Origin of the sequence: Lacisediminihabitans sp. (genome assembly GCF_036569425.1) — a bacterium.
Lineage (GTDB): Bacteria > Actinomycetota > Actinomycetes > Actinomycetales > Microbacteriaceae > Lacisediminihabitans.
Genome location: NZ_DATCQQ010000073.1, coordinates 19,595 through 43,245 on the forward strand (window position 1 = coordinate 19,595; position 23,651 = coordinate 43,245).

Annotated in this window: 23 protein-coding genes; 15 read left to right on the forward strand and 8 right to left on the reverse strand. The window is 64.4% G+C overall.

The annotated features are described in order from the left end of the window. Positions 1 to 150 precede the first annotated feature (150 nt). Both gatC and gatA read left to right on the forward strand, forming a co-directional pair. The gene (gene gatC, locus VIM54_RS12160; protein ID WP_147783776.1) at positions 151 to 444 is read left to right on the forward strand and encodes an Asp-tRNA(Asn)/Glu-tRNA(Gln) amidotransferase subunit GatC; all 294 of its coding nucleotides are present in this window, start codon (positions 151 to 153) and stop codon (positions 442 to 444) included. After that, positions 444 to 1,952 carry an Asp-tRNA(Asn)/Glu-tRNA(Gln) amidotransferase subunit GatA gene (gene gatA / locus VIM54_RS12165; protein WP_331901666.1) on the forward strand — a complete coding sequence of 503 codons (1,509 nt, stop codon included), beginning with the start codon at positions 444 to 446 and terminating at the stop codon, positions 1,950 to 1,952. Before gatC ends, gatA begins: the two co-directional genes overlap by 1 nt. Before the next feature lie 17 nt (positions 1,953 to 1,969). Here the strand turns inward: gatA and VIM54_RS12170 are convergent, their stop codons facing one another. After that, a complete protein-coding gene (locus VIM54_RS12170) occupies positions 1,970 to 2,521 on the reverse strand; it encodes a CGNR zinc finger domain-containing protein (RefSeq protein ID WP_331901667.1) in 552 nt (183 codons plus the stop codon). A 55-nt stretch (positions 2,522 to 2,576) separates the two neighbouring features. Here VIM54_RS12170 and VIM54_RS12175 point away from each other — a divergent pair, with 55 nt between their 5' ends. The 3 genes from VIM54_RS12175 (at position 2,577) to VIM54_RS12185 (ending at position 6,794) form a co-directional block, all read left to right on the forward strand. Continuing rightward, entirely contained in the window at positions 2,577 to 3,566 is a 990-nt protein-coding gene (locus tag VIM54_RS12175; protein WP_331901668.1) for a DMT family transporter, read from the forward strand. Then, complete coding sequence (gene gatB / locus VIM54_RS12180; RefSeq protein ID WP_331901670.1) at positions 3,559 to 5,088, forward strand: Asp-tRNA(Asn)/Glu-tRNA(Gln) amidotransferase subunit GatB; 1,530 nt, start codon at positions 3,559 to 3,561, stop codon at positions 5,086 to 5,088. Before VIM54_RS12175 ends, gatB begins: the two co-directional genes overlap by 8 nt. Before the next feature lie 308 nt (positions 5,089 to 5,396). Continuing rightward, positions 5,397 to 6,794, forward strand: coding sequence for a recombinase family protein (locus tag VIM54_RS12185; RefSeq protein ID WP_331901672.1), 1,398 nt, complete (start codon positions 5,397 to 5,399; stop codon positions 6,792 to 6,794). A gap of 55 nt (positions 6,795 to 6,849) precedes the next feature. Here VIM54_RS12185 and VIM54_RS12190 read toward each other — a convergent pair whose 3' ends face one another. The 4 genes from VIM54_RS12190 to VIM54_RS12205 form a co-directional block, all read right to left on the reverse strand. After that, positions 6,850 to 7,011 carry a hypothetical protein gene (locus VIM54_RS12190; protein WP_331901674.1) on the reverse strand — a complete coding sequence of 54 codons (162 nt, stop codon included), beginning with the start codon at positions 7,009 to 7,011 and terminating at the stop codon, positions 6,850 to 6,852. Then, positions 7,008 to 8,498 carry a replication initiator gene (locus VIM54_RS12195; RefSeq protein WP_331901676.1) on the reverse strand — a complete coding sequence of 497 codons (1,491 nt, stop codon included), beginning with the start codon at positions 8,496 to 8,498 and terminating at the stop codon, positions 7,008 to 7,010. The genes VIM54_RS12190 and VIM54_RS12195 overlap by 4 nt, the downstream gene beginning before the upstream one ends. A gap of 31 nt (positions 8,499 to 8,529) precedes the next feature. Further along, the gene (locus VIM54_RS12200; RefSeq protein WP_331901677.1) at positions 8,530 to 9,954 is read right to left on the reverse strand and encodes an FtsK/SpoIIIE domain-containing protein; all 1,425 of its coding nucleotides are present in this window, start codon (positions 9,952 to 9,954) and stop codon (positions 8,530 to 8,532) included. 108 nt (positions 9,955 to 10,062) lie between these two features. Then, the gene (locus tag VIM54_RS12205; RefSeq protein ID WP_331901678.1) at positions 10,063 to 10,431 is read right to left on the reverse strand and encodes a hypothetical protein; all 369 of its coding nucleotides are present in this window, start codon (positions 10,429 to 10,431) and stop codon (positions 10,063 to 10,065) included. Between the two features lie 171 nt (positions 10,432 to 10,602). Between VIM54_RS12205 and VIM54_RS12210 the strand changes: the two genes are divergently transcribed. Together VIM54_RS12210 and VIM54_RS12215 are read left to right on the forward strand one after the other, a co-directional pair. Continuing rightward, the gene (locus tag VIM54_RS12210) at positions 10,603 to 11,385 is read left to right on the forward strand and encodes a helix-turn-helix domain-containing protein (RefSeq protein ID WP_331901679.1); all 783 of its coding nucleotides are present in this window, start codon (positions 10,603 to 10,605) and stop codon (positions 11,383 to 11,385) included. Then, positions 11,385 to 11,855 carry an NUDIX domain-containing protein gene (locus tag VIM54_RS12215; protein WP_331901680.1) on the forward strand — a complete coding sequence of 157 codons (471 nt, stop codon included), beginning with the start codon at positions 11,385 to 11,387 and terminating at the stop codon, positions 11,853 to 11,855. The genes VIM54_RS12210 and VIM54_RS12215 overlap by 1 nt, the downstream gene beginning before the upstream one ends. A gap of 3 nt (positions 11,856 to 11,858) precedes the next feature. Here VIM54_RS12215 and VIM54_RS12220 read toward each other — a convergent pair whose 3' ends face one another. Continuing rightward, positions 11,859 to 12,458, reverse strand: coding sequence for an HD domain-containing protein (locus tag VIM54_RS12220; RefSeq protein WP_331901681.1), 600 nt, complete (start codon positions 12,456 to 12,458; stop codon positions 11,859 to 11,861). Positions 12,459 to 14,214: 1,756 nt separating this feature from the next. Between VIM54_RS12220 and VIM54_RS12225 the strand changes: the two genes are divergently transcribed. The 3 genes from VIM54_RS12225 to VIM54_RS12235 are packed head-to-tail and all read left to right on the forward strand — an operon-like array spanning position 14,215 to position 17,683. Further along, positions 14,215 to 15,189: a hypothetical protein gene (locus VIM54_RS12225; RefSeq protein ID WP_331901683.1), complete on the forward strand. Its 975-nt coding sequence runs from the start codon at positions 14,215 to 14,217 to the stop codon at positions 15,187 to 15,189. After that, positions 15,190 to 16,500 (forward strand): MATE family efflux transporter, encoded by a 1,311-nt coding sequence (locus tag VIM54_RS12230; protein WP_331901685.1) that lies wholly within the window; start codon positions 15,190 to 15,192, stop codon positions 16,498 to 16,500. Between the two features lie 4 nt (positions 16,501 to 16,504). Next, on the forward strand, positions 16,505 to 17,683 hold the full coding sequence (locus tag VIM54_RS12235; protein ID WP_331901687.1) for a hypothetical protein: 1,179 nt from the start codon (positions 16,505 to 16,507) through the stop codon (positions 17,681 to 17,683). A gap of 6 nt (positions 17,684 to 17,689) precedes the next feature. Here the strand turns inward: VIM54_RS12235 and VIM54_RS12240 are convergent, their stop codons facing one another. Beyond that, positions 17,690 to 19,039 (reverse strand): DUF222 domain-containing protein, encoded by a 1,350-nt coding sequence (locus VIM54_RS12240; protein ID WP_331901688.1) that lies wholly within the window; start codon positions 19,037 to 19,039, stop codon positions 17,690 to 17,692. Between the two features lie 279 nt (positions 19,040 to 19,318). Here VIM54_RS12240 and VIM54_RS12245 point away from each other — a divergent pair, with 279 nt between their 5' ends. The 3 genes from VIM54_RS12245 to VIM54_RS12255 all read left to right on the forward strand — a co-directional run bounded on the left by VIM54_RS12245 (position 19,319) and on the right by VIM54_RS12255 (position 21,537). Next, positions 19,319 to 20,347, forward strand: a complete 1,029-nt coding sequence (locus tag VIM54_RS12245; protein ID WP_331901690.1) for a PfkB family carbohydrate kinase — start codon at positions 19,319 to 19,321, stop codon at positions 20,345 to 20,347. A gap of 112 nt (positions 20,348 to 20,459) precedes the next feature. Next, positions 20,460 to 20,750: an antibiotic biosynthesis monooxygenase gene (locus VIM54_RS12250; RefSeq protein ID WP_331901692.1), complete on the forward strand. Its 291-nt coding sequence runs from the start codon at positions 20,460 to 20,462 to the stop codon at positions 20,748 to 20,750. A gap of 154 nt (positions 20,751 to 20,904) precedes the next feature. Further along, entirely contained in the window at positions 20,905 to 21,537 is a 633-nt protein-coding gene (locus VIM54_RS12255) for a PadR family transcriptional regulator (RefSeq protein WP_331901693.1), read from the forward strand. A 121-nt stretch (positions 21,538 to 21,658) separates the two neighbouring features. Here the strand turns inward: VIM54_RS12255 and VIM54_RS12260 are convergent, their stop codons facing one another. After that, a complete protein-coding gene (locus VIM54_RS12260; protein WP_331901694.1) occupies positions 21,659 to 21,946 on the reverse strand; it encodes a hypothetical protein in 288 nt (95 codons plus the stop codon). A 302-nt stretch (positions 21,947 to 22,248) separates the two neighbouring features. Between VIM54_RS12260 and VIM54_RS12265 the strand changes: the two genes are divergently transcribed. Both VIM54_RS12265 and VIM54_RS12270 read left to right on the forward strand, forming a co-directional pair. Next, on the forward strand, positions 22,249 to 23,214 hold the full coding sequence (locus VIM54_RS12265; protein ID WP_331901696.1) for a hypothetical protein: 966 nt from the start codon (positions 22,249 to 22,251) through the stop codon (positions 23,212 to 23,214). A 75-nt stretch (positions 23,215 to 23,289) separates the two neighbouring features. Continuing rightward, positions 23,290 to 23,583 (forward strand): hypothetical protein, encoded by a 294-nt coding sequence (locus tag VIM54_RS12270; protein ID WP_331901697.1) that lies wholly within the window; start codon positions 23,290 to 23,292, stop codon positions 23,581 to 23,583. The last annotated feature ends 68 nt before the right edge of the window (positions 23,584 to 23,651 follow it).

Consider the following 23,651-nt stretch of genomic DNA (forward strand, 5'->3'; position numbering starts at 1 on the left):
GCGTCGCCGCCGAGGTGTCGGCACCGGCGCGTCCGGCCGCGCGATCACCTCCCCCCGCCCGGAATAGACTGGACTGTCATCCCCGCCGCGCTGGAACGCGCTCACACGTGCACGGAGCCGAATGTCTGAAGCTGTCTTGAGGTCCACGAAATGATCACGAACGACGTCGTCGCGCACCTCGCCAACCTGTCCAGGATCGCCTTGACTCCCGAAGAGATCGAGAAGCTCACGGGCGAGCTCGGGGTGATCCTCGACGCGATCAACAAGGTTCAGGAGGTCGCCACGGCCGACGTGCCCGCGACGAGCCATCCGATTCCGCTCGTGAACGTGTTCCGCCCGGACGTCATCGGCGACACCCTCTCCGCCGAGGAGGCGCTGAGCGGCGCACCCGAGCACGACGGAAGCCGATTCAAGGTTTCCGCGATCCTGGGCGAGGAGCAGTAATGACCGACCTGACCAGACTCTCCGCCTCCGAGCTCAGCGAGAAGCTGCAGTCCCGCGAGGTCTCGAGCGTCGAAGTGACGCGGGCCCACCTCGACCGCATCGCCGCGGTCGACGGTGACATCCACGCCTTCCTGCACATCTCCGCGGACGCCATCGACACCGCGGAGGGCGTCGACGTGTTGCGCCGCATCGGCGAGGACCTCGGCCCGCTCGCCGGCGTCCCGATCGCGATCAAAGACGTGTTGTGCACGCTCGACATGCCGTCGACCGCCGGTTCGAAGATCCTCCAGGGCTGGGTTCCGCCCTACGACGCGACGGTCGTGCGCAAGCTGCGCGAGGCCAACCTCGTGCCGCTCGGCAAGACGAACATGGACGAGTTCGCCATGGGTTCCTCAACCGAGCATTCCGCTTATGGCCCGACCCACAACCCGTGGGACCTCGATCGGATCCCCGGCGGTTCCGGCGGGGGCTCCGCGGCGGCGGTCGCCGCATTCGAGGCGCCGCTCGCCCTCGGCTCGGACACCGGAGGCTCCATCCGCCAGCCCGCGGCCGTCACCGGAAGCGTCGGCGTCAAGCCCACATACGGCGGCGTCAGCCGCTATGGTGCGATCGCCCTCGCGAGCTCGCTCGACCAGGTGGGGCCGGTAACCCGAACGGTTCTCGACGCCGCGCTCCTGCACGACGTGATCGGTGGGCATGATCCACGCGATTCGACCTCCCTTCGAGACGAATGGCCCAGCTTCGCCGACGCGGCCCGCGCCGGTGCCAGGGGGCGGTCCCTCGACGGCGTGCGCGTCGGAGTCGTCAAGGAACTCGACGCCCCCGGCTTCCAGGCCGGAGTGAGCCAGCGGTTCCACGAGACCCTCGAGCTGCTCGCCGCGAACGGCGCCGAGATCGTGGAGGTGTCTGCACCCAACTTCGAGTACGCCGTCGCCGCCTACTACCTGATTCTTCCGGCCGAGGCCTCCAGCAACCTCGCCAAGTTCGACTCGGTGCGTTTCGGACTCCGGGTGAACCCCGTGGGGGGCGGGACGGTCGAGGATGTGATGGCCGCCACCCGCGAGGCCGGTTTCGGCCCAGAGGTGAAACGCCGCATCATCCTCGGCACCTACGCCCTCAGCGCCGGCTACTACGACGCTTACTACGGCAGCGCGCAGAAGGTGCGCACGCTCATCCAGCGCGACTTCGCGAGCGCGTTCGACAAGGCAGACGTACTCGTGAGCCCGGCCGCCCCGACCACCGCGTTCAAGCTCGGCGAGAAGATCGAGGATCCCCTCGCCATGTACCTCAACGACGTGACCACGATCCCGGCGAACCTCGCGGGCATCCCGGGCATGGGGCTTCCCATGGGGCTGGCCCCCGAGGACGGTCTTCCGACCGGGCTGCAGATCATGGCCCCCGCCCGGCAAGACGTTCGCCTGTACTCGGTGGGCGCCGCGATCGAGGCGCTCCTGGAAGACAAGTGGGGTCGCACCCTCATCAGCCAGGTGCCGGAGCTCGTACGGTAGCGACAACTCGGTAGCGACTACTCCTGTGACGCGCGTTCCCTGAACGCGATCATGTTCATCCGGTTGCCGCAGCGCACGCTGCAGAACCGCTTCGACCCGTTTCGGGACAGGTCGACGAGCACGCCGCCGCAGCCGTCGGCGGCGCACCGCCTCAGCCGGCCCGTCACGCCCGAGCGGATCACGTCGACGAAGGCGAGCGCGACCTCGACGCGGATCCGCTGGGCAAGCGGGGCGTTCGGGCTCGTGGCGTGCAGGTGCCACGGGGATCCGTCGTGCCGCGCGAGGTGCGGGAGAGCCCCGGCCTCGGCCAGCATCCCGTTGACCGCGTGCACGGCATCGTCCACGTCGAGGTCCCACAACCGCCGAAGCAGGTCCCTGGTCTGAAGCACGTCTCGCAGCTCCGCCGGATCGTGGTCGATCCGCCCGGAGTATGACCAGTCGGAGAGAAATCCGGCGAGTTGCCCGACCGTGCCGATCTCGTCCGAGCCGCCCCTGGACGCCGCGGGGTCGGTGTTGGCGAGTGCGACGGCGAACTCCAGCGTCTCCTCGGTGTCAGGGGCTAGATGCAAATTGACCCGTCACCTTTCGTGGTCGTAATGTCAGGGGCATACGACAATGTAGACCATGACGAAGGAGGATTTCGTGAAGCAGTCGTCGACGAGCCTTGGCCTGGTCATCGCGGTCATCGCGGCGGCGGCGTTCGGCGTATCCGGTGCCTTCGTCAAGCCGCTCCTCGAGGCGGGCTGGAGCCCGGCGTCGGCGGTGACGATTCGCGCGCTCCTCGGCGGCGTCGTGCTTCTGCCGTTCGCTCTCTTCGCCCTCCGCGGTCGCTGGTCAGCGCTCTGGCGCGCGCGGTGGCGCGTTCTCGCGATGGCGCTGGTGGGCGTCGCCGGCACCCAACTCGTGTACTTCGCGGCCCTCCAGCGCATCCCGGTGGGCACGGCGATCCTCATCGAATACCTGGCGCCCCTGCTGCTTGTCGCCTTCATCTGGGCGACCAGTCGCAGGATGCCGAAGGCCGTCGTGCTCGTGGGCTCCGTTGTGGCGCTGGTGGGGCTCGTGCTCGTGGTGTCGCCGGGCGTTGGGGGAGCGCTCGAGATCGTCGGGCTTCTCTTCGCCGCCCTCGCCGCGGTCGGCTGCGCTGTCTACTACGTGGTCGCTGCACGCCCGAACGACGGCCTGCCGCCCGTCGCGCTCGCGGCATCCGGGCTCGTCTTCGGGGGGCTCGTGCTCGGGCTCGCCGGACTCGCCGGCATCGTGCCGTTCACCGTGACGTTCGGCACGGTGCGCATGTTCGGCACTGCCACGCCCTGGTGGGTGCCGCTCGTGATCGTCGGCATCATCGGTACCGCGCTCGCCTATGCCGCGAGCATCACCGCGAGCGGGATGCTGGGCTCCCGGCTCGCCTCGTTCGCCGGACTGCTCGAAGTGGTCGCGGCCGCCCTCTACGCCTGGCTGCTGCTCGGCGAGAACCTGTCCCTGCTGCAACTGGTCGGTGGCGTGCTCATCCTCGCGGGCATCGCCTTCGTGCGGTCGGAGAAATCGGCGCAGCCGCTCGAGGCCGCCGTGCCAAACAGGCTGGGGGCGCTCCCCGTAGAATCATCAGGTGGCTAAAGCTGAACTGATGGACTATGACAGGGCTCTCGAGCTGTTCGAGCCGGTGCTCGGCTTCGAGGTGCACGTGGAGCTCAACACCCGCACGAAGATGTTCTCGGATGCTCCCAACTTCTTCGGCGGCGAGCCCAACACGAACGTGACTCCGGTGGATCTCGGGCTTCCGGGCACCCTGCCGGTAGTGAACGAGAAGGCCATTCACCACAGCATCAGTCTCGGCCTCGCGCTCGGCTGCAGCATCCGTGCGTCCAGCCGTTTCGCGCGCAAGAACTACTTCTACCCCGACCTGGCCAAGAACTACCAGATCAGCCAGTACGACGAGCCGATCGCCTACGACGGCAACGTCGAGGTGGAACTCTCCGACGGCCGGCTGTTCCAGATCTCGATCGAACGCGCCCACATGGAGGAGGACGCCGGCAAGCTCACGCACGTCGGCGGCTCGACCGGCCGAATCCAGGGCGCCGAGTACTCGCTCGTGGACTACAACCGCGCCGGTGTGCCTCTCGTGGAGATCGTCACCAACATCATCTATGGAGCGGATCGCGACGCGCCCGAGCTGGCGAAGGCCTACGTCTCGACGATCCGTGACATCGTGCGGTCGCTCGGAATCAGCGACGCGAAGATGGAGCGCGGAAACCTGCGCTGCGACGCGAACATTTCGCTGCGCTCCCGCAAGTCGGTGGCCGAGGCCCTGGCCGCGGGGGATCCGCCGCCGCTCGGCACGCGCACCGAGACGAAGAACGTCAACAGCCTTCGCAGCGTCGAGCGCTCCATCCGCTACGAGATCCAGCGGCAGGCCGCCATTCTCGACGCCGGGGGCACAATCATCCAGGAGACGCGGCATTGGCACGAGGACACCGGCGTCACGTCGGCGGGCCGCCCCAAGAGCGACGCGGACGACTACCGCTACTTTCCCGAGCCCGACCTGCTCCCGGTGGAGCCCTCCCTGGAACTCATCGAGAGCTTGCGGGCCGCCCTGCCGGAGGCGCCGGCGATCCGCCGCCGCCGGCTCAGGGAGGCGTGGGGCTTCACCGAGCTTGAGTTCCAGGACGTCGTGAACTCCGGCCTCCTGGTGGAGATCGAGGAGACCACGGCCGCCGGCGCTTCCCCGGCACAGGCGAGGAAGTGGTGGACGGGCGAGATCGCTCGACTGGCGAACGCCGCCTCGGTGGATGCATCGTCCCTCGTTTCCTCGATCCATGTGAGCGAACTGATCGGGCTGATCGAGGTGGGAGAGCTCACCGACCGCCTGGCGCGCCAGGTGCTCGAAGGCGTCGTCGCGGGCGAGGGTTCGCCCAGCGCGGTCGTCGCCTCCCGAGGGCTCGCCGTGGTCTCGGATGACGGTGCGCTCATCGCCGCCATCGACGAGGCGCTCGCGGCGCAGCCCGACGTGCTCGAGAAGATCCGGGACGGCAAGGTTCAGGCCGCCGGCGCCGTGATCGGTGCCGTCATGAAGGCGATGAAGGGCACGGCGGATGCCGCCCGGGTGCGCGAGCTGGTACTCGAGCGGGCCCAGCAGTAGGGCCCAGTGCAAGAAGGCGAAGCCGCCGGTCGCCAGCGTGGGGACTCTCCTGAAGGCGTCGAGGATCGGTGCGGCGTTTCCTGGTGCGATCGGCGGGTCAACCGGCATGGCGCCGCCCCCGCAGGTCGCGCAGCGCCGCACTCTTCGAGTGCATGAGACGAGGGCCCTGGCGCGGATCCACCGTTGGCGGAGGAATCAGCCAGTACGTTGAGCCCTCACGCCGTATCTGCCAGAGGTTGTTGTGCAGCAGCAGGTGATGGTAGCGGCAGAGGAGAACTCCGTCCGCATTGTTGCGCTAATCTGTCCCTATGGTTTCTTTCTCTCGTGTCGCTGTTTATGCCCGCATTTCCCGTGATGTTACCGGCGAGGGGTTGGGGGTTGAGCGTCAGCTTGAGGATTGCCGTCGGATCGCAAATGAACGGGGCTGGGTGGTGGCGGAGGAGTATGTCGATAACGATATTTCGGCGTTCGGTGGGAAACATCGTCCCGCGTATCAGCGGATGTTGGAAGACATTACGGCGGGGATCCGGGATGCGGTGATTGTGTATAACGCGGACCGGTTGACTAGGCGTCCGATCGAGTTGGAGCAGTTCACCCAGGTTTGTGAGGCCGCGAAGGTGACCCAGTTGGTTGCGGTGACCGGGGATATCAATTTCGGCAACGATGATGGCATGTTCATGGCGCGCGTGCTGGCGGCGGTCGCGGCGAAGGAATCGGGTCGGAAGTCGGAGCGGTTGAAGCGGAAAGCGATCGAGAACGCGGAAGCAGGCAAACCGAACGGGGGTCGCCGCCCGTTCGGATACGAGAAAGACCAACTCGCCGTCCGCGAAGCGGAAGCCACAATCATTAGGGAGGTTGCTGCCCGGTATCTTGCCGGTGAATCGTTGGCATCCCTGACTCTCTGGTTGCAGGACCAGCAGGTGGCCACGGTGACGGGGGCGAAGTGGTCCACGAGTGCGATCCGGCAGGTTCTGACCAACCCACGGATTGCGGGGCTCCGCGCCCACAATGGCACCATCGTCGGGGCAGCACAATGGCCGGGGATCATCAGCCCGGCCGAGCATCAACAGTTGATCGCAATGTTTGCCAGGAAGACTGCGACCGGGAGGCGTGTTCCGCGCCGCTACCTGCTGTCGGGGTTGCTGCGGTGCGGCAAATGTGGCGGCAAACTGTTCAGTTCGGTGCGGGTCGATACCCGCCGGTATGTGTGCATGTCCGGGCCCGACCACGGCGGCTGCGGGTCGATGACGATCGTTGCTGGCCCGGTCGAGGAATGGGTGACCCAGGCGGTCCTGTACCGGCTGAACAGCACCGCGATGGTTGATGTGCTGGCGGGCAGGGCCGCGACCGATGACCGGTACGCGGTCCTCAGTGCCGAACTTCAGGGCGACCAGGCGCAGCTGGTCGAACTCTCCGAACTGTGGGCTGCCAAAGGGATCAGCACCGCAGAGTGGAAAGCCGCTAGGGAGACCATCGAAGCCCGAATCGACCGTGTCGACCGGCAACTCGCCCATTTGACCGGAGACGACACTCTCACCGGCCTCATCGGCACCGGGAACGAACTGGAAACCCGGTGGGGCACCTTGAATCTCTCCCGACAAGCGGCCATCATCGGCGCAGTCCTCGACTACGCAACAGTCAACTCGGCTACCCGACGGGGCCGCGAATTCGACCCCACCCGGATCGTGCCCCAGTGGCGGGTTTAGGCCCTCACTCGGGCACGGGCAACGCGCCAATGGCTTCCAGCACTGCCGTGCATTGTCAGCTCGGATGGGTGACTATGGAACCGGTCACGGATAGCAGGCGTCCGACGCTGGCGATGAGGACCGGGTCGGTGATGTGGACGGGGATTCCCTGTTCGGCGCAGGATTGTTCCACCCATGCCCGCAGCGCGTCGCGGTCGAGCGGGTTGTTGCCGTTCACGGGCTTTCGGCCTCGACCGTGTCGATGAGTTGCCGGGCAGCCCACCGTGATTCCCGGATGCGCAGTGCTGCGGAGACGACCAAAAACCGTTCCCCCAGGTTTCGATGCCCGTGCGCCGCATACTCCCATTCGGGCAGCTCTGGACGTTCAGCGGACTGCCCGCCCCCGGCGCGCTGCTCTTGCGACGGGACGCGTGTGTGCAGTTTCTGGAATTGGGCGCGGATCGCCCGGAGCGCACCCATGGTGGTGGAGTAGCGGCGGGACTTGGTGGTGATGTGCCCGCGGTAACCGAGGGTATGCAACCAGCGTTGCGGACCGTTCCCTCCCGTGTCCGTGTCGCCGCCGGGGCGGGATAGCGCGGCGAGGGCGTGCAGCAGTAACGCGACATGGGGGCTGACACTCAGGCTGTCGATCGCTTCGGGCGGGAACCGGCGCGGTGCGATCCCGAAGTCGGTCACCGATTTGGTCACATATTTGGCCAGATACCCCGCCACCCGCCGAGCCATACCCACAGCGGCGGCCCGACCACCCGATCCGCTCGCGGTGCCCCGCGGTTCTTCCGGGATGGTCAGAGGTTGGGTGTCGATTTGGGTGCCGAATCGGATCCGTGTCAGCTCCCCGTCCGTGCCCGGGACCTCAAGATGGGCCAGACGGGCGGCACGCTGCGCCAGCGCGGCGAGATTGTCGGCGCTCAGCCCTGTTGGCGGATTGTGGGGCTCGTTGTTCTCGCCGGGGAGGGGTGCGGCGTCGAGGCGGATGACGGCGTGGAAATGGGGGATACCGCGGCGTTGCATTTCCACAATTTTCACGAACGACACCCGGACACTTCCCGGCTCCTCCCCGAGCACTGCCAGTTGCCGTCGGACGAGGCGACGCAGCGTGATAGTGAATCGTGCCCACAGGGTTGGCGCGTTCCAGGTGAAGAGGGCGTGGCCGGTGTAGTCGTAACACTGCGGGCAGATCGGCTGACCCAATCGCGAGTCGGTTTCGGAATGAACGACCATGCAGAACCGGACGACCCCGTGCGGACAGGTGCCCGAACCCGACGCCGGGCGGCACGGCCCACTCTCACCTTCGCTGCCGCTGCCGCTGCCGCTGCCGCTGCCTTTGCCGGAGCTGGTGTGGGTGGTGTGCACGGGACCGTAGCTGGGGGCGGTGAGGGTGAGGAACACGGCCGGGTGCGCGGCGACGGTGGCGGGGATGTGGTGGCCTCCGCCGAGTCCGGCATGAACAAGGTGCCAGGTGTCCCCGGCGTACAGGTCCGAGCAAGACGGACACACCACCGCCCGCCGATTCTTACAGCGCACCAAAACCGAGCTCTCACCTGCGCGGTCGCTGCGCAACAGTTTGATCGGTGCCGCGCAGTACCCGGCCGCCGTCATCCGGGACCACCACTGTTCATACCCGAAAGACCCAGCGCGTGCGATCACCTCTGCGATCACTCGAGCGTCAGGCAAATCAGTCTGGGGTGTCTCTGCGGCGATCATGACGAGTGCTCCTTAGCCTCTACCTGTGCGCTCAGTGGGCGGGGTCGATGACGGCCGCGGGAGTGCCCGGTTCTGGTGGGGCGAATGTTTTGGCGAGCCGGTCGATGTCGGCATCGGTGACCTGGAATGCGCGGGCGCGGGTCAGGGTCGCGGTGCCGTCTTCGGCCATGTATCCGACCCCGGGTTGGCTGTCGGGGATCAGATCGCACAGCGCCCCGCGTTCCCTGGCGGAGAGCCCCAACACCATTGCGACTTGGGTGGCTTCGGTCAGCCGCAGGCCGATGCGGGTGGGGAACAGTTGCCGCAGGGCAAGGACTTCTTTCGAGGGGTCTTGCACACAGGCGATCACACAGACCCCGACGGCCCGGCCTTGGGACAGGACCAGGCCCAGGAGTTGCTCGACCTCGGTGCGGATTTTCCGGTCGGTCATGTAGGCGGTCAACGCGGCCAGCTCATCGATGGCCAGCAGGATCAACGGTTCTGCAACGGTGGGGGTGTGCTGGCGGGCGGTTCCCCGCAGTCGACCAGCACGGTCGGTCAAGACTGCGGCAGCATCCCGCAACAGGGTCACGGTGTTCTCGCCGGTGTCGTAACTGAACCGGCTGAACAGGGCTGCGCCTGCGCCGAATTCCATTCCGCCTTTCGGGTCGATCATCCACACACTGACCAGCCCGGCTCGGATTGCCGGGGCGACCCCGGTGAGGATCGACCACAGCACACTGCCTTTACCCGCCCCCGTTGCACCCGCGACCAGCAGGTGTCGGCCGAGCACGGGGATCGTCCATGGCTCGCCTGCCTCGGCGACCCCGATCGTGACCGCGTCAAGGCGCACCACCGTAGCCGCAGAGGGAACGGGCACAAGGATTGGATTAGCGAGCAGGTCGCGTCGGTGCAAGGTGATGGTGACCATTCCGCGGGAAGCGGACGTAGCGGTCACGGAGCGCACCCCGAAGGTGTGGGCGAACGCGTCGGCTTGTTCGGACCAGTCGGTGAGGGTTTGACCGACCAGCATCCGAACCGTCAGAACATCCTGCACGGCCCCGATTCTGACTTTGGATAGCCGGGGAACCAGGGTGTTCCCGTCGAGGGTCGCGGTGAGGCCATGCAGTGCACACCGTGCTGCCCACCACCGCGTGTATACGGCCCAGCGCCGCCACCGGGCCTGAATGCGTGTCGTGATCGCTGCCCGGAATGAGGCAGCCCCGACCAACCGCCACAACACCAACGCTGCGATGGCAGCCACCGCGGTGAGGGCACCTGCCCGGAGCCCGTCGGCGACGGTGAGGTAGATGCTGAGGGCTGCCGGGAGGCTGAGCATGGGGAACAGGATCGCCCACCACACCAGTCTGGCGGCTGCCATCAGCAGCCATCCGATCAGCCGAAAGAGGGCTTCGGCCAGCTCATCACCGGGCGTCTTGTTGGCGGCAGGGGGTCGCGGGGTGGTGCTGGTAACCATGAGCGGTGAACCTTTCAGAACAGGGATTCGACAACAGAAGGGAAGTCGGCCCGCCCTGCCTGCGATCCGTGCGACGGAACACAGGCGGGCGGGCCGAAACCAGGAGTGCTACTTCGAGGCGGACGATCGCTCGGACGAGGTGCCGCTGGCCGGTTCACCAGCAGGAGCCGTCGGGCTGTTGCCAGTGCGGATGCTCGCTGCCCGGTATGCGACACCGGAACGGTCGCCCTGGGACCACGGGATCGCCACCAGCGACTCCACTGACACCGGGGAGCCGACAGCGACCGTCGGTTGGCCCGCCACGGTGACGGCGAGAACTTCACCCCCGGTGGTGTCGAGGGCTGCGACCTGCACCCGCCACAACGGCAGCCCGGTCTCTTTATCGATCCGCACTGCCCCGCTGTCACGGTCGGTGCGCTGCTCCGCCGCCCTCGTGCACAAAAAGGTGACCCCGGTGGTGTTGATATTCAGTCTCATGCTGCTTCTCCGTTTCGGTTTATCTGCCACCCGGTTGGGGTGGGAACTTCAGTCCATCGGCGCAAAACCGGCGTTCCAAGGACATCTGCGGACAGAGCCGGACAGAGCATGTGACAAAATCGGCACGGGGAATGTCCGCCGACACCGGCCGGGCCAGCAAGAAGGGGGCGCATGGACGACGACGAACCGCGCACCGATTCGATTCCCAACACTGCGTTGCGGTACCGAATGGCAGCCCTGGGCTTTTCGAAAGCGAAACTCGCCGCTGTCACCAAGTTCGACGAACGGACAATTCAACGGTGGATGGACGGCCAAGCCACACCGCAGGCCGACAATGCACGCCAGGTCGCAGACGCGTTGGAGTGCACCACCGCCGACCTGTGGCCCGACCGGTTTCCCGCACTTCCGGCACCCGGCGGCGGTACCATCACAGCGACGGTGTATGCCAGCCGCTCCCACATACCCGTCGCCGTCTGGCGTGACCTTTTCACCGCCGCCACCAGCTACATCGATATTTGCGTGTACGGGGGCACGTTCCTTTTCGACACCATCCCCGGCTTCAACCGGCTCATGACCAACGCTGCCGAGCGAGGAGTCGCCGTCCGGTTCCTGGCCGGAGACCCGGCCGCGGCGAACGTGTACAAACGCGGCGAGGAGGAAGCGATCGGCAACAGTCTCCCCGGCCGGTGCACCATGACCATCGACCGGTTAGCCCCGATCGCCCACACCGACGGCATTCAGATTCGCGTTCACGGCACCCCGCTGTACGCCTCCATTTTCCGGATCGACGACACCCTCGTCGCAAACCACCACATCTACGGCTCTCCCGCCAGCGACAACCCCGCCCTGATCCTCACTCGCCCCACCGACCCCGACCTGTGGGATACCTACACCGAATCGTTCGACCGAATCTGGGCTGCCGCCCACCCCGCCCACTCCCGACAAGGAACCTGATGAGCCGCATCGATCACTTCAACAACCCCGACGCACCCAAAGCCAACAGTGTTGTTCCCTCCACCACCGCGATCGTCACCGACCCCGACGGGCGCATTGTGCTCATCCGCCGCAAAGACAACGACCTGTGGGCGTTGCCCGGCGGTGGGATGGAACTCGGCGAATCGATCGAAGACTGCGCGATCCGGGAAGTGAAAGAAGAAACCGGGCTCGAGGTGCAACTCACCGGACTCATCGGCGTGTACACCAACCCGCACCACGTCATCGAATACTCCGACGGGGAAGTGCGCCAACAATTCTCCCTCTGCTACACCACCACCCTGACCGGCGGGGAACTGAAATTCGATGACGAAAGCACCGACATCATCTGGGCCACCGCCGAGCAGATCGAGACCCTGACCATGCACCCCTCCATGCGGCTACGGATCACCCACTACCAAGAGCACCGCCCCACCCCATACCTGGGATAGCCGCTACGCTCCCGCAATCCGATCGCTCACCCGCTGAACCGCCGCCAACAGATCCGATGTCGAGCGGCTGATCGCCCGGTATACGACATCCTCGGGACCGTATCGGGCCTGAATCTCTGCCAAGCGCCTCCCCACGTCCACCGGGTCCCCATCACGACTTGTCGTCATGTCAGCAAACGTCAACACATCCAGCAAGTCAGCCGGGGGCTCCGGGAAGACCCGCAACTCGTCGGCCAGGCCACGCTCCTCAGCCTCCACCACCGCACCCGAATGGTAGGCAACCAGCGAAACCACCAAATCCGGGAACCCCGCCCCACGCAAGAACACCGCCCCATCCAACGGGTGAAACCCGGAACGAACCACCGGCTGGGCGTAACCGATGTCGTGCACCCACGCCGCAGCAATCAACTCATCCGCATGATCCGAGCCAGCCAGCGCGACCACCCTCGCCGTGGAAGCCGCGACTCCGGTCACGTGCGCCAACCGATGCGGGACACCCGCTAACTGTTCCACGGCAACGCCGCGAGCCTGAACTACCACCGGCGCCTCCACGGCAACAACACTACGACGTGCCGACACCACCGGCACCGAGATATCCGGCACTTGCCCCGGCTGTGAGCTCAGGACGGACGATTGCCGACGTACTGCCGCGCCCCGCACGCGGGCCTTGCCATCAAATGGATGTTGAACGCGATGCCAAGAGGATTCTCGTCCACGGAAAAGACAAGGGGAAAAGGGAAAAATAAGACCCTGAACGATAAATCGGGGCGGCGCGGTCCGCTCCGCTCCCCGCACCACCCCAAACGAAGCGAAGACGCACGACGGCAATCATCAGCCATGAAGCAACCACCTGGCCAACAACCGCAGTCAGCGAACCATCGTGTTCAAACTTTCTTTACTCCATCAAGGTGACACGTTGATCAGCGATCTCGTCGCTTGAGAGAGATGAGGAGAAAGTCGGCGGCCTCGTGACTCTGGCGTCCTCCGAACGAGCAGTCACCGCTGGAGCACCCCCGTCGTTTTGCAGTAGACAATCCAGTCTGTATGCTCGCACTTGTCAATGACGAATCACGTATACGGGGAGGTGAACATGAACGAGCAGAACAACGATCTGGTGATCGAAGAGATCGAGGCAGCGAGCCCCGCCCTCATCCAGCAGGGCAACATTCACCTTTAGTCGCACGGTTGTTTTCGCGCGGTCCGACGTTCAAGACTGCGTCGGACCGTGCCACATCAAGGAACTCGAATTGGCATTTCTGACTACCAATCCCGGCGTACGCGTCTTTTCTGACGACAAAAATGGATGGTCGGTTCATGACTTGGCTAGGCACAAGTCGTGGCGGGTGGACCGTCTAACGGCCGCGATCGCCATCGCATTCTTGAGCGCGCGTGCAGACGAAGACGTGATTGCGGCGCTAGCAGATAGCGATGTTTCGAGCATTGATTCAACGTCGGTATCGCTGCGGATCAAAAAATTGCAAGATTTGCAAGTCTTGCAACCCGCCCAGAAAGTGGCGCCTCGCATTGAGACGCTCCAGCGATGGGCTCAAATCGGATGGGGAGAGCCTTTCGACTACTTGGCCTCTACTTGGGATTATCCGTTCGAAGACTACTCACGTGGTGGCCAGGAGGTCGACAAGAAACGTATGACGGCGTACGCGGAGGTCGAGCCCGATAACCAACGAATGCTCCCGCTCAAGGGAGCGCCCGACCTTGCACTTCCCGATATTGACGACGCGCTAGGTTACTTCAGCAGCGATCTCGATCCGATTAATGAAACGAACCTTCTCGACCATATTCTGAACATGGCGTCTGTGGCTGCTCTTCCCATCGTGTGGAAACAGTCACGGACTCCTGGCGCGGACTACATGAAGCGGACCAGCCCGTCAGGTGGGTGTCGCCACCCTTCCGAGCTGTACATACTGGCGCTAGATGTCCCTGGTCTGTCGCGGGGTGCCTATCATGTCGGCGTAGGAGAAGCTCGACTTGGTCGCCTACGCGACCTTCCCTCGACTGAGAGATTGCGAGTTGATCTTCCTGGCGCCTTCAGGCTGGGTGCCCCACCTCGTCTAGTCTTCATAGTCTCAACAGAGTTTGGGCGCAATATGTATCGGTACCGGGAAGCTCGAACGCTTCGCACTGTCTACTACGACGCTGGGCACCTTGGGGGATTGCTAGAGACACTCGGTGATCGGGCTGGCTCGATCGCGCACGGCCATCACGGGTTTAGGGACTCCGCAGTGAAGGACCTAATTCAAAGTCCTTCACTTGCGATAGAGAGTCCGTCGTATCTAGTTTCTGTCGGGCTCGAAAGTGAGCTTCCGCCCGAGCTCATTCGAGTTGGAAGCTGATGTCGCGAATGAGATTCCGCGCTTGGCCGGGCGCGATCGCGGGAAGTGTGGAAATTCGCAATATCGGTGCCTCGCGCTCATTCAAGGCCGACTCGCTCTCGGTCGCTCGGCACGTGAGCACGGGCGGGACCCTGAATGGCGCGCGAACCGATTCAGAAGTCGACCTCGGCGAGTTTGAGAAATGGGACGAATACGGATGGAGCGACGCGATCCCGTTCTACATTTCAACTCTCGATCTCGAATACTCGGATGTCGGGAACGACTTCCGCAACCAGCATGCAGAAGTCCTGTCCACGTACGCGAACTCGTCGCCACTTCCTTCAGAGCGCTACCCAATGTCGATCGACAAGGTTCAACTGCCAAAGTCGCCAAACAAGCTCGTTGCTCCAGACGGCGAAGTGCTTCGCCGTAGGCGTACGACGCTGGTTCCTGACAGGACCCCGCTTCACCTCAATGACCTAGCAGAGATCCTGTCTGAAGCAACAAAGAGGCTTGTAGCATTCCGCACGCCAAGCTTGGCGAGCGACCCGCTAAACGCGATGGTCAACTTTGGGCCTTCCCTCGACGTTTACTGCGCGGTGTACGAGGTGACTGGCTTGGAAGCAGGAATCTACCGATACGACCTGCGCGACTCAAGTCTCATCCTCCTATCGCGAGGCAACTTTCGAGAAGAGATGCGCATAGCTCTTGTAGGTCAACCCGCACCGATCACAGCCGCAGTCACTGTTCTTTATGTGTCAGAGATTCACCGTCACCAGTGGCGATATCGTCACGCACGAGCACTGCGTGGTCTCTGGATCGATGGTGCGAAAGTGGTGAACCACCTGCTCTGGTCGCTATCTCGACGAGACATCACGCCACATATGTCCCCAGCTGTGAACGACTCACTGACTTGCGAGATCATGGGACTGGATCCTGATCTGGACAACGAAGTTGTTTACACCGTTTCGTTCGGCGGTCCCAAGCGGTCTGGAGCAGCATAGGTGTTTACAAGCCGAGAACTCCTTCGGTACGCCGGCCCGATCGCCCTGAGCTCGATCGGAGGGGTGGTAGTCGGACTCACTGACACGCTAATCATTGGGCACTTCTCGAGTTCTGCGTTGGCGGGAGTCGCGCTCGGGTCGAGTATCTACGAACTTCCAGCGAACGCCTTATTCGGGGGTTTGATGGCGTATCGAATATTGCAGCCCCGCCTTGCGGGGAATGTTGACTCCTCCCGAACCGTCTCAGGCTTGACGATTACACTCCGGGCACTGCTCCCTTTGGCCGTTATCGCGTTTGCCATGCTGCTGCTGTGCGGACTAGCGCTCTTGTGGTTTGGTCGCTCAATTCTTGAGGGCAGCACAACTCAAGCCGGACTTTATCTCCTTGGTCGCTCACCGAGCGTATTGATCGAAGCTGCGACAAGTGCCTTCACCATAACGTTGGTCTCGTGGGGTCGACTGAAAATTCCACTAGTCGTTTTCGTCATCAGCTCGGGCATGAATTTGCTGCTAGACCTTCCATTCGTCTACGGGTTTGGACCGATTCCTCGGTGGGGCGCATTCGGCGACGGGCTGGCCAGCTCTATCGGGATACTGGTCGTGGTGCCTTGGCTCGTCTACCAGGTTCGAAGCATGTCCCTATCATCCGAGTCGGGCTCCGCACTCGCCAGATCTCATTTTGCAGGCTGGCGGAAGTTGTCGTTGCCAGCAGTCGGCTCCGCGTCGCTTGACTATGCCGGTAACATCGCCTTCACCGCGCTACTAGCTTTCGGAGGCGTGACCGGACTTGCGGGCGCGCGAATCGCTACGAGCACGCATCTTCTTGCATTCGTCCTTGTCTCATCGTTGTCAGCGGCATCGCTGTATCTGATCGGTCATGCTCACAATGTCGACCCTGACTTCGCCATCAGGGAACGCCAGGCAATCCGCCTGCGATTTGTGAGTGTCTCCATCGGGCTGGGCTTGGTGCTCGCAGGACTAGCCTGGCCGATCGCCCTCATCGCTACGCCAGATCCTGATGTCCGCCAGATTGCTTTTGCCCTGATGCTTCTGGTAGCCGCGATATGTCCGGTCATCGGGTGGACATATGCAAACGTGAGCATTTTGAGGGCGGCAGGCCGGACAGGCTCTGACTTTGTGAGCAACGTGACCGCGGTTTGGGCCGCGCAGGTCCCAGTTGCGTTAGTAGGACTCTGGCTTTTTGGCGCAGTGGGCGCGTTTGGAGGCCTGCTGGCCTATTGGATTTGCCGTGGAGTATTCACCCAAAGGCAGATCTCGAAAATGGTATTAGTCGAAGCCATCAACGCGTGAGCCTATGAGCCTCAGCAAGATCATCGATCAAATTACATTTGGCGCGTGGTGGGAGACGCAAAAGTTCGAAGAAGCGCTTGCCGGTAGCACGCCTGAAGAGTCCGAGTACATCTGCCGATGCCTCGTCGGGTATCGCGAAGTCGCAAGTCTGCTGGGGTGGGCCAGTAACTACGCTGTCTTCGATGGATTCGAGGATGCGTTCATAGGCTATGTCGTCCAGCGCTCCAGTAACGGTTCGACTCCGTGGCCCTCCTCCTTTCTATCTGCTGTGCGCAGTGGTGAGTCGGTCGACTGGTCGTCGTTTAGCCAGGAAACGCACTCAAGTCGTCGTGCGGGCACCAACGTCAGCGGTTCTGGCGCTTTTACACCCGAATGGGAGGAACTTTCTCGAGGTGAGATCGAGCGAGAAATGGATAGCTTCCTTGCGGCCGCCACGCCACTTGAAGGTGATCTGCAAAGACTCTCAGGGCGGCTGGAGGAACGATGGAACATACAGGGCAGATCGCACAACGAAGCCGTGGCGGAGATATCCATCGCCATCGCTCGTGCACTCGCAGACACGTCAGGCGTCCAAGGAGCGGACAGCTTCACGTCGGCGATTATCGAGGCACCGAAAGCTCTCGAACCGCTTATCGACATGGCTATGTTTATGCCGACACCGCTCGGAACACCTCGTGTCATTCTCATTTCCAAGCGGTTCTCCAATCTCGCGAACAATGACAGCTTTGCCGCGTCACGCCTTCTTCTTGCTGTTTCGCACGAACTTTGGGGCCACGCGGAACAATTTCATCAAATTCAGCTTTCGCCAACTCAGGTTTCTGATGCCGTATTGGACAGGGAGCTGCTCGAAGGCTGGGCAATACACCGGGAGGCGTTGCTTGCGCTTCTAGGAAATGACGAGAGGACTTTGTCCGACCTCTACCGCGCCAAGCGTGTTCTGCCCTTGATTCGCCGCGCGGTAAGTCCCTCAGACTGGGACACCATCCAACGCCAAGTCGAAGCGGTCTGGCCGCACTTCTTCTCGTCTCGGGACACAGCTGTTCTGCGTCGGACTATTGGGGCTCACGCGCGTGGACTAATTAGAGTAGAGCGGCTCCTCAGGCCTGGGAGTCGGATCGATGGTGTTCGACTGGGCACTGAAGAAGTACTCTCACCTTGGATTGTGCCGACGTCGCCGCTTTAGCTTCACTTAGTGGCGCCCAATATTCGAACTCGCCCGCTTCGCTAGAGCCGGAGGCCAAGTCGAATTGTTTAGCTTCACTACTGTAGGGGCGTATTTACAACTTGTTCCGTCGGCGATGTCTGTTCGGCCGCGGTCGCGTTTCCAATGGACGATGTGATGGGCTTCCGTCCAGCTCGGTGGTCGATCGCAGTCTCCCCAGAGGCATCCGCCGTCGCGGGCGGCAAGCGCGATCCGTTGCCGTTTGTCGAAGAGCCGCTGTTCGCGGCCGAGATTGAGGGCCTGGCCCTCCTCATCGAAGCGGATCTCCACGGTGCCGGAGTCGCAGATGGCACGCTGTACGGTCTCGATCGCCACGGGGATGTCGCATCCCTCAATGCGGCCATGACCGGACTCTTTGGTCAGTGCCGATTCGGTGACGAGTACTCGCACGGATGGCGTGCGGGATCCGATGAGGCGGCGGCTGTCTGCAGTATCTGCGGCAACACCGATTCGAATCAGCTGGGTGATCGCGTCGTGGGCGTGCTGGGCCGTTGTGCGCTCGTCGGACGCGATAGTGTCGGCCCACGCCTTATCCGCGGCGCTGACGAATCGAGGACCGCCGCGTCGCGGTGACAGTAGGGTGTCGTAGAGGGAGTCCCAGAAGGCGGCGGATTCGATGTCGGGGTCGAGAATGTAGCGGGAGAGTCCATTGGCTCGCCTGGTTCGACGCCAGCCGCGTTGCTGGTAGATGTCCCGTTCGCGGGTCGCGACTCCAGCCTCGTCGAGTTCGTCCCGGAGTTCGCGCGCTCGCCGAAGGAACTGGTCGGCATCGAGGCCAGCCGAGTTCACGAGGAGTCGGCTTGCGGCATCGGCCAGCCCGGCCGCCGAGATGCCGTCGACCTCGTTCGACGGGGTTCCGAGTCCGGAGCGGATCGCCTGGGCGGCATCCATCGAAAGCGTGCCTGCGGCGACGGCGGCTCCCACCACGGTGAGCCACGGCTCGCGGGGGACGGTGAGCATCTCCGGGCACGCCGAGGCAAATGAATCGAGAACCATTTCGCCGACCTGGACGAGAGTGTTTGCCTGGCGAGCGGTGGACCCCGTCTCGCGCTGGACGAGCAGCTGCGCGGTGCGCAGCCCTTCGCGTTGCGCGAGACCCGAGTATCCGAGTTCTCGGCGGGACCGGAAGCTGATCTCGCCCGCCACGAGGGAAGCGCAGGCATCGAGGTCGCGGCGTGCCGCGGCCAGCAGGCGCTGCACCTCGAGGACGCCAGCGTCATCCAGCGCCCGGATCGATTCGATGCCAGAGGGGAGCTTGCGCGTCGCCGAGCGCACGGCATCGAGGGATGCGGTGAACGTGTCTACGAGGCTGAGCATGGACACAGCCTTCCAGAGTCGAATACCTATCTGAATGCCCCTCGCCAATCTGTACATATGTTGTATCGGGCGGTGCTTTGTGGGGGAGGGGATGTGAGACTCGGACGAGTGAGCGATCGGGTTCGGTTGCTCAGGCCGGCGCGCTGGCACGCGGCGGGGAGCGGCGCGCTGGCACGCGGCGGGAGCGCGGGAGCGGCGGGCGACGCGAGCGTGTCGGCACGCGCGGGCAAGCGCCTCCGCAATGCGTCATTGCGCCTCCGCACCCAATAGGGTCGAGGCATGACTGAGATGCCACGCGCCGTTTGCGTTATCGGGGAGGCGCTCATCGACATCGTGCGCACCGCCGACGCGACCACCGAGCTGCCGGGCGGCAGCCCAGCCAATGTCGCATACGGGCTCGGGTTGCTCGGCGTCGACACGACCTTCCTCACCCATCTCGGGGACGACGAGCGCGGCCGCCTCATCACCGAACACCTCGCGGGTGTGCGGCTCGCGCCTGGTTCCCAGTCCGCGGCACGCACGTCGACCGCCGCCGCCACCATCGGGGCGACCGGCGCCGCCAGCTACGTGTTCGATCTCGACTGGAGCCTCCCCGCCGACGCCTCGACGCCGCCATCGCGCGTGCTCCACACCGGGTCGATCGCCAGTTTCCTCGCGCCGGGGGCGGACACCGTGCGATCGCTGCTCAAGGCCGCCGCGACGGGCACGATCGTCACCTACGACCCCAACATCCGCCCGAGCATCATTGGCAGCCGCGACGACAACATCGGCCGATTCGAGGCGATGGCCTCCCTCGCGAGTGTCGTGAAGCTGAGCGATGAGGATGCCGCCTGGCTCTACCCGCACCTGACGGTCGACGAGGTGCTGCCCCAGGTGCTCGCCCTGGGACCTCGCCTCGCGATTGTGACGCTCGGCGGCGCCGGATCCATCCTGACGACCAGGGAATTGCGAGTCGAGGTGCCGTCCGCGACGGTGACGGTGGTCGACACCATCGGTGCGGGGGACACCTACATGGCGTCGCTCGTCTACTCTCTTCTCGACATCGACCCAGCCGCCGTGTCGGAGGCCGAACTACTCGAGATGGGGCGGCGGGCGGCGGCCGCTGCCGGCATCACCGTGTCCCGAGCGGGCGCGGACCTGCCGACCCTCGCCGAGGTGGAGGCAGCGCTCGAGGCGCTCGCCGAACTGGAGACCGAGACGGAACCGGGACGGGAACCGGAGATCGAGACCGAGCCGGAATGGGGACCTGAACCGGCGCCCCAGCCCGAACCCGAGACCGAACCGGAGCGGGAGCCCGACCAGCCGTAAGACGTCGGCGTCGTACGCGCGGGGACACTGGCTCTCGCGCTCGGGGCGCGGCAGGTGTAGCGTTCGCTCAAGTCCTTGAAGCGCGTTACCCGAACCGCACCCGGAGGCCCCCATGATCGTCGAACACGCCCTGATACCCGTTGGACCGGGAGAGGAGGCCGACTTCGAGCGGGCCTTCGCCGCGGCCCGAAAGCTCATCGAGTCGAGCCCCGGATTCCTCGGGCTCACCCTGTCGCGCGGCGTCGAGACGCCGACGACGCACCTGCTCATCGTGCAGTGGGAGAACTCCCGGATGCGGGGGGCCGGCTTCACGATTTCGCCGGCGTTCCGGGTGTGGAGCACCCTGCTGCACGACTCGTACCACCAGTTTCCGGTCGTGGAGCACTTCAGCTTCATCGCCTAGCGGGAGCCCTCGAGGGAGCCTCGGGCGAATCCTTTGCGCGATTTGAGGCATCCGCTTGTACTTTTCGTCTTAACGATATATCGTAAACACATCGCAGAAGTTCTGCGATGGCTCAGTGAATAGACCTGAGCAGACAGAAAGGGTGTCTGCGATCATGAAACGCAACCACTACACACACGAAACACATCACGACCCATCGGGTCGCTTCCACCACGACCCCTCCCAGCGCGGCGGACGAGGCCACGGCTTCCCCGGCGGTCCGGGCTTCGGCGGCTTCGGCCCCGGTGGCTTCGGCGGCCCTGGCTTCGGTCCGGGGTTCGGTGGCGGGTTCGGCCCGCGCGGCCCGCGTCGCGCCAGCAAGGGCGACATCCGCTCGGTGATCCTCTCGCTGCTGGCGGAGGGTCCGTCGAACGGCTACGGCCTCATCAAGGCGATCGCCGAGAAGACCGGCGGAGCCTGGCGACCGAGCCCGGGCTCGGTCTACCCCACCCTGCAGCAGCTCGTCGACGAGGACCTCATCGTCTCCAACGGTGACGGTCGCAAGACCGAGTTCGAGCTGACGGATGCCGGAAAGGCCCACGTGGCCGAGCATGAGGACGACTTCGCCAAGGCCTGGGATGCCACCCCCGGCCAGAGCGAGTCGGGCGGACAGTTCTTCGAGAGCGTCGGCAAGCTCATGGGAGTGGTTCAGCAGTTTCGCCACTCGGCGACCGACGCACAGCGCGCGGCCGCCATCGAGAAGCTCGACGAGACCCGTCGCGCCCTCTATCTCATCCTCGCCGACTGAGCGAATGGTCCGACTGAGCGAGCCGACTGAGCGAATGGGCCGACTGAGCGAGCGATGCGAACGGCGCAACGGCCGACTGGGCAACCAGCCGGCCGTTGCGCATCCGCGGGTGTCGCGTAGTTCACATCGCGATGGGCTGGCCCACCTCGACGCTGCCGCCGTACTTGAGGCCGGGGCAACCCTTCGCGATTTCGACCGCTCCCGAGAAGTCGGACGCGTCGATCACCGAGTAGCCGGAGATCTGGTTCGCGCCCGCTCCCTCGCCGAGCAGCTTCACCTCGCCGATGCGATTGCCCATGTCGACCACGCTGCCGCCCAGCTGCTGGAACCACGCGTTCCAGTCGCTGATCTCCTCCTCGGTCGCCATCACATCGGGCTTGCTGCGAAACGCCAGAACGAAATTGGACATCTGTTCCTCCTTGAATCGGCGGGTCGGCCGTGTTGCCGACTCGTCACTACGACGGTCGGGGGAGCCCGGAATCGACATGACGGAGCGCGATTTTCCCCGAACTGGGGCGTGCCGCATGGCCGAAGACTTGGGACCATCGGAGGATGCCAGCCGAAACGATAGGCCCTCAAATTAGTGGGTCGAACATCGACTTCGCGCCGTTGACCTCGCGGATGTCGCGAAGCGACCTCTCGAACTTCACGCGGTGGGCTCGCGCGTTGCCGACTCCTTATCCGAACACCGTCGTCGGAACCGTGAGGTCGGTGATCGTCGTCCTGGTCGCGCTCGGGGCAGGCTCCATCGTGCTCGCGCTCGCGCTCATGCTGTTCATCGCGCTCGCACCGGCGGCCGTCGCCGCACCGCCCGCCGCCCGGTGGGTCCTCCTGTTCTTGGTCGGCGGCATGACACTCGCCGGGGCCGTAGTGGCGACGCGGCTGCTCTTCGACATCGTCCGACGCGACGTGAACTTCTCCAACCGCTGGAGGGCGTGGTACCGGCTGGCTTTCTTCGCTCAAGCCAATGGTTGGGGTTTCGTTCCCGAGCGCACGAATCCGCCCCTGGCCGGGGCGATCTTCAACGTGGGGGATTCGCGCCTGGCCTATGACTGCCTCTCTGCGAGGTCGGGGCGCTACTTCGAGATCGGAAACCACCAGTACTCGGGCAATGGTGTTGGACAGAGGGCACTGAGACACTGGGGATACTTCGCGATCCGGCTCGACCGAAGACTGCCGCACATGGTGCTCGAAGCCAAGGCGAATCGGCATCGCTTCGCGGGAAGTAATCTGCCTGCCAGCTTCCGGAGCAAACAGCTTCTGGCTCTCGAGGGCGATTTCAATATCTCCTTCACCCTGTTTGCTCCGAGGGGCTACGAGCGCGACGCTCTCTACCTCTTCACGCCCGACCTGATGGCACTCCTCGTGGACGAAGCCTCCTCCTACGACGTGGAAGTGATCGACGACTGGATGTACGTTTACTCTCCGAAGCCGTTCGATCTGCTGGCTCGTTCGACGTACGGTCGAGTGCTTCGAATCGTTGACACCGTCGGGGCGAAGACGCTGTCGCGGTCGGTGCGGTATCGGGACGAACGCACTGAGAACTTCGACGCGAACACTGTGGCGCCGGGGGGTCGACGGCTGCGCCGCAGTCTGCCGATCGGCGCAACAATAGGCCTCGGGGTCATCCTGGTGTTGGTCATGTTATCCGGCCTGGCGAGTAGGGCTTGGTGGTAGCGGAATACTCTCGTCGGGGTACGCCGCGAGAGCACGACATGGGCTAGCGTGAAAGCTCACCTCCAAGGGACACTCATGCGCGCGCTGTACGAACGAATGGTCGTGGTCTCGACCCTTCTGCTCGTGGCCTTCGCTGCGGCGCCCGGGGCGCCATCGACGGTTCTCGTCGCGGGCGTCGCCGCCCTCGCCATCGCGGGGCTCATCGCCGTTCGGTACGCGTCGCTCGCCCTCGCCTCCCGGGAGATGACCGTGGGCGATCGGGCGCACGCCCATCGCGAGGCTCTGAGCGGGATGCCGGCGCCGCAGCATCCCGGCACCGCCGGCCGTCCGCGTCCCCGCGCGCCCTCGCGGTTGGTCCCGGCCGCGTAGCAGTCCCCGCTTTCAGGCGGATGCCGCGCGACCGTTCCGGTCACCCATCCGTTTCGACTGCAAGGACT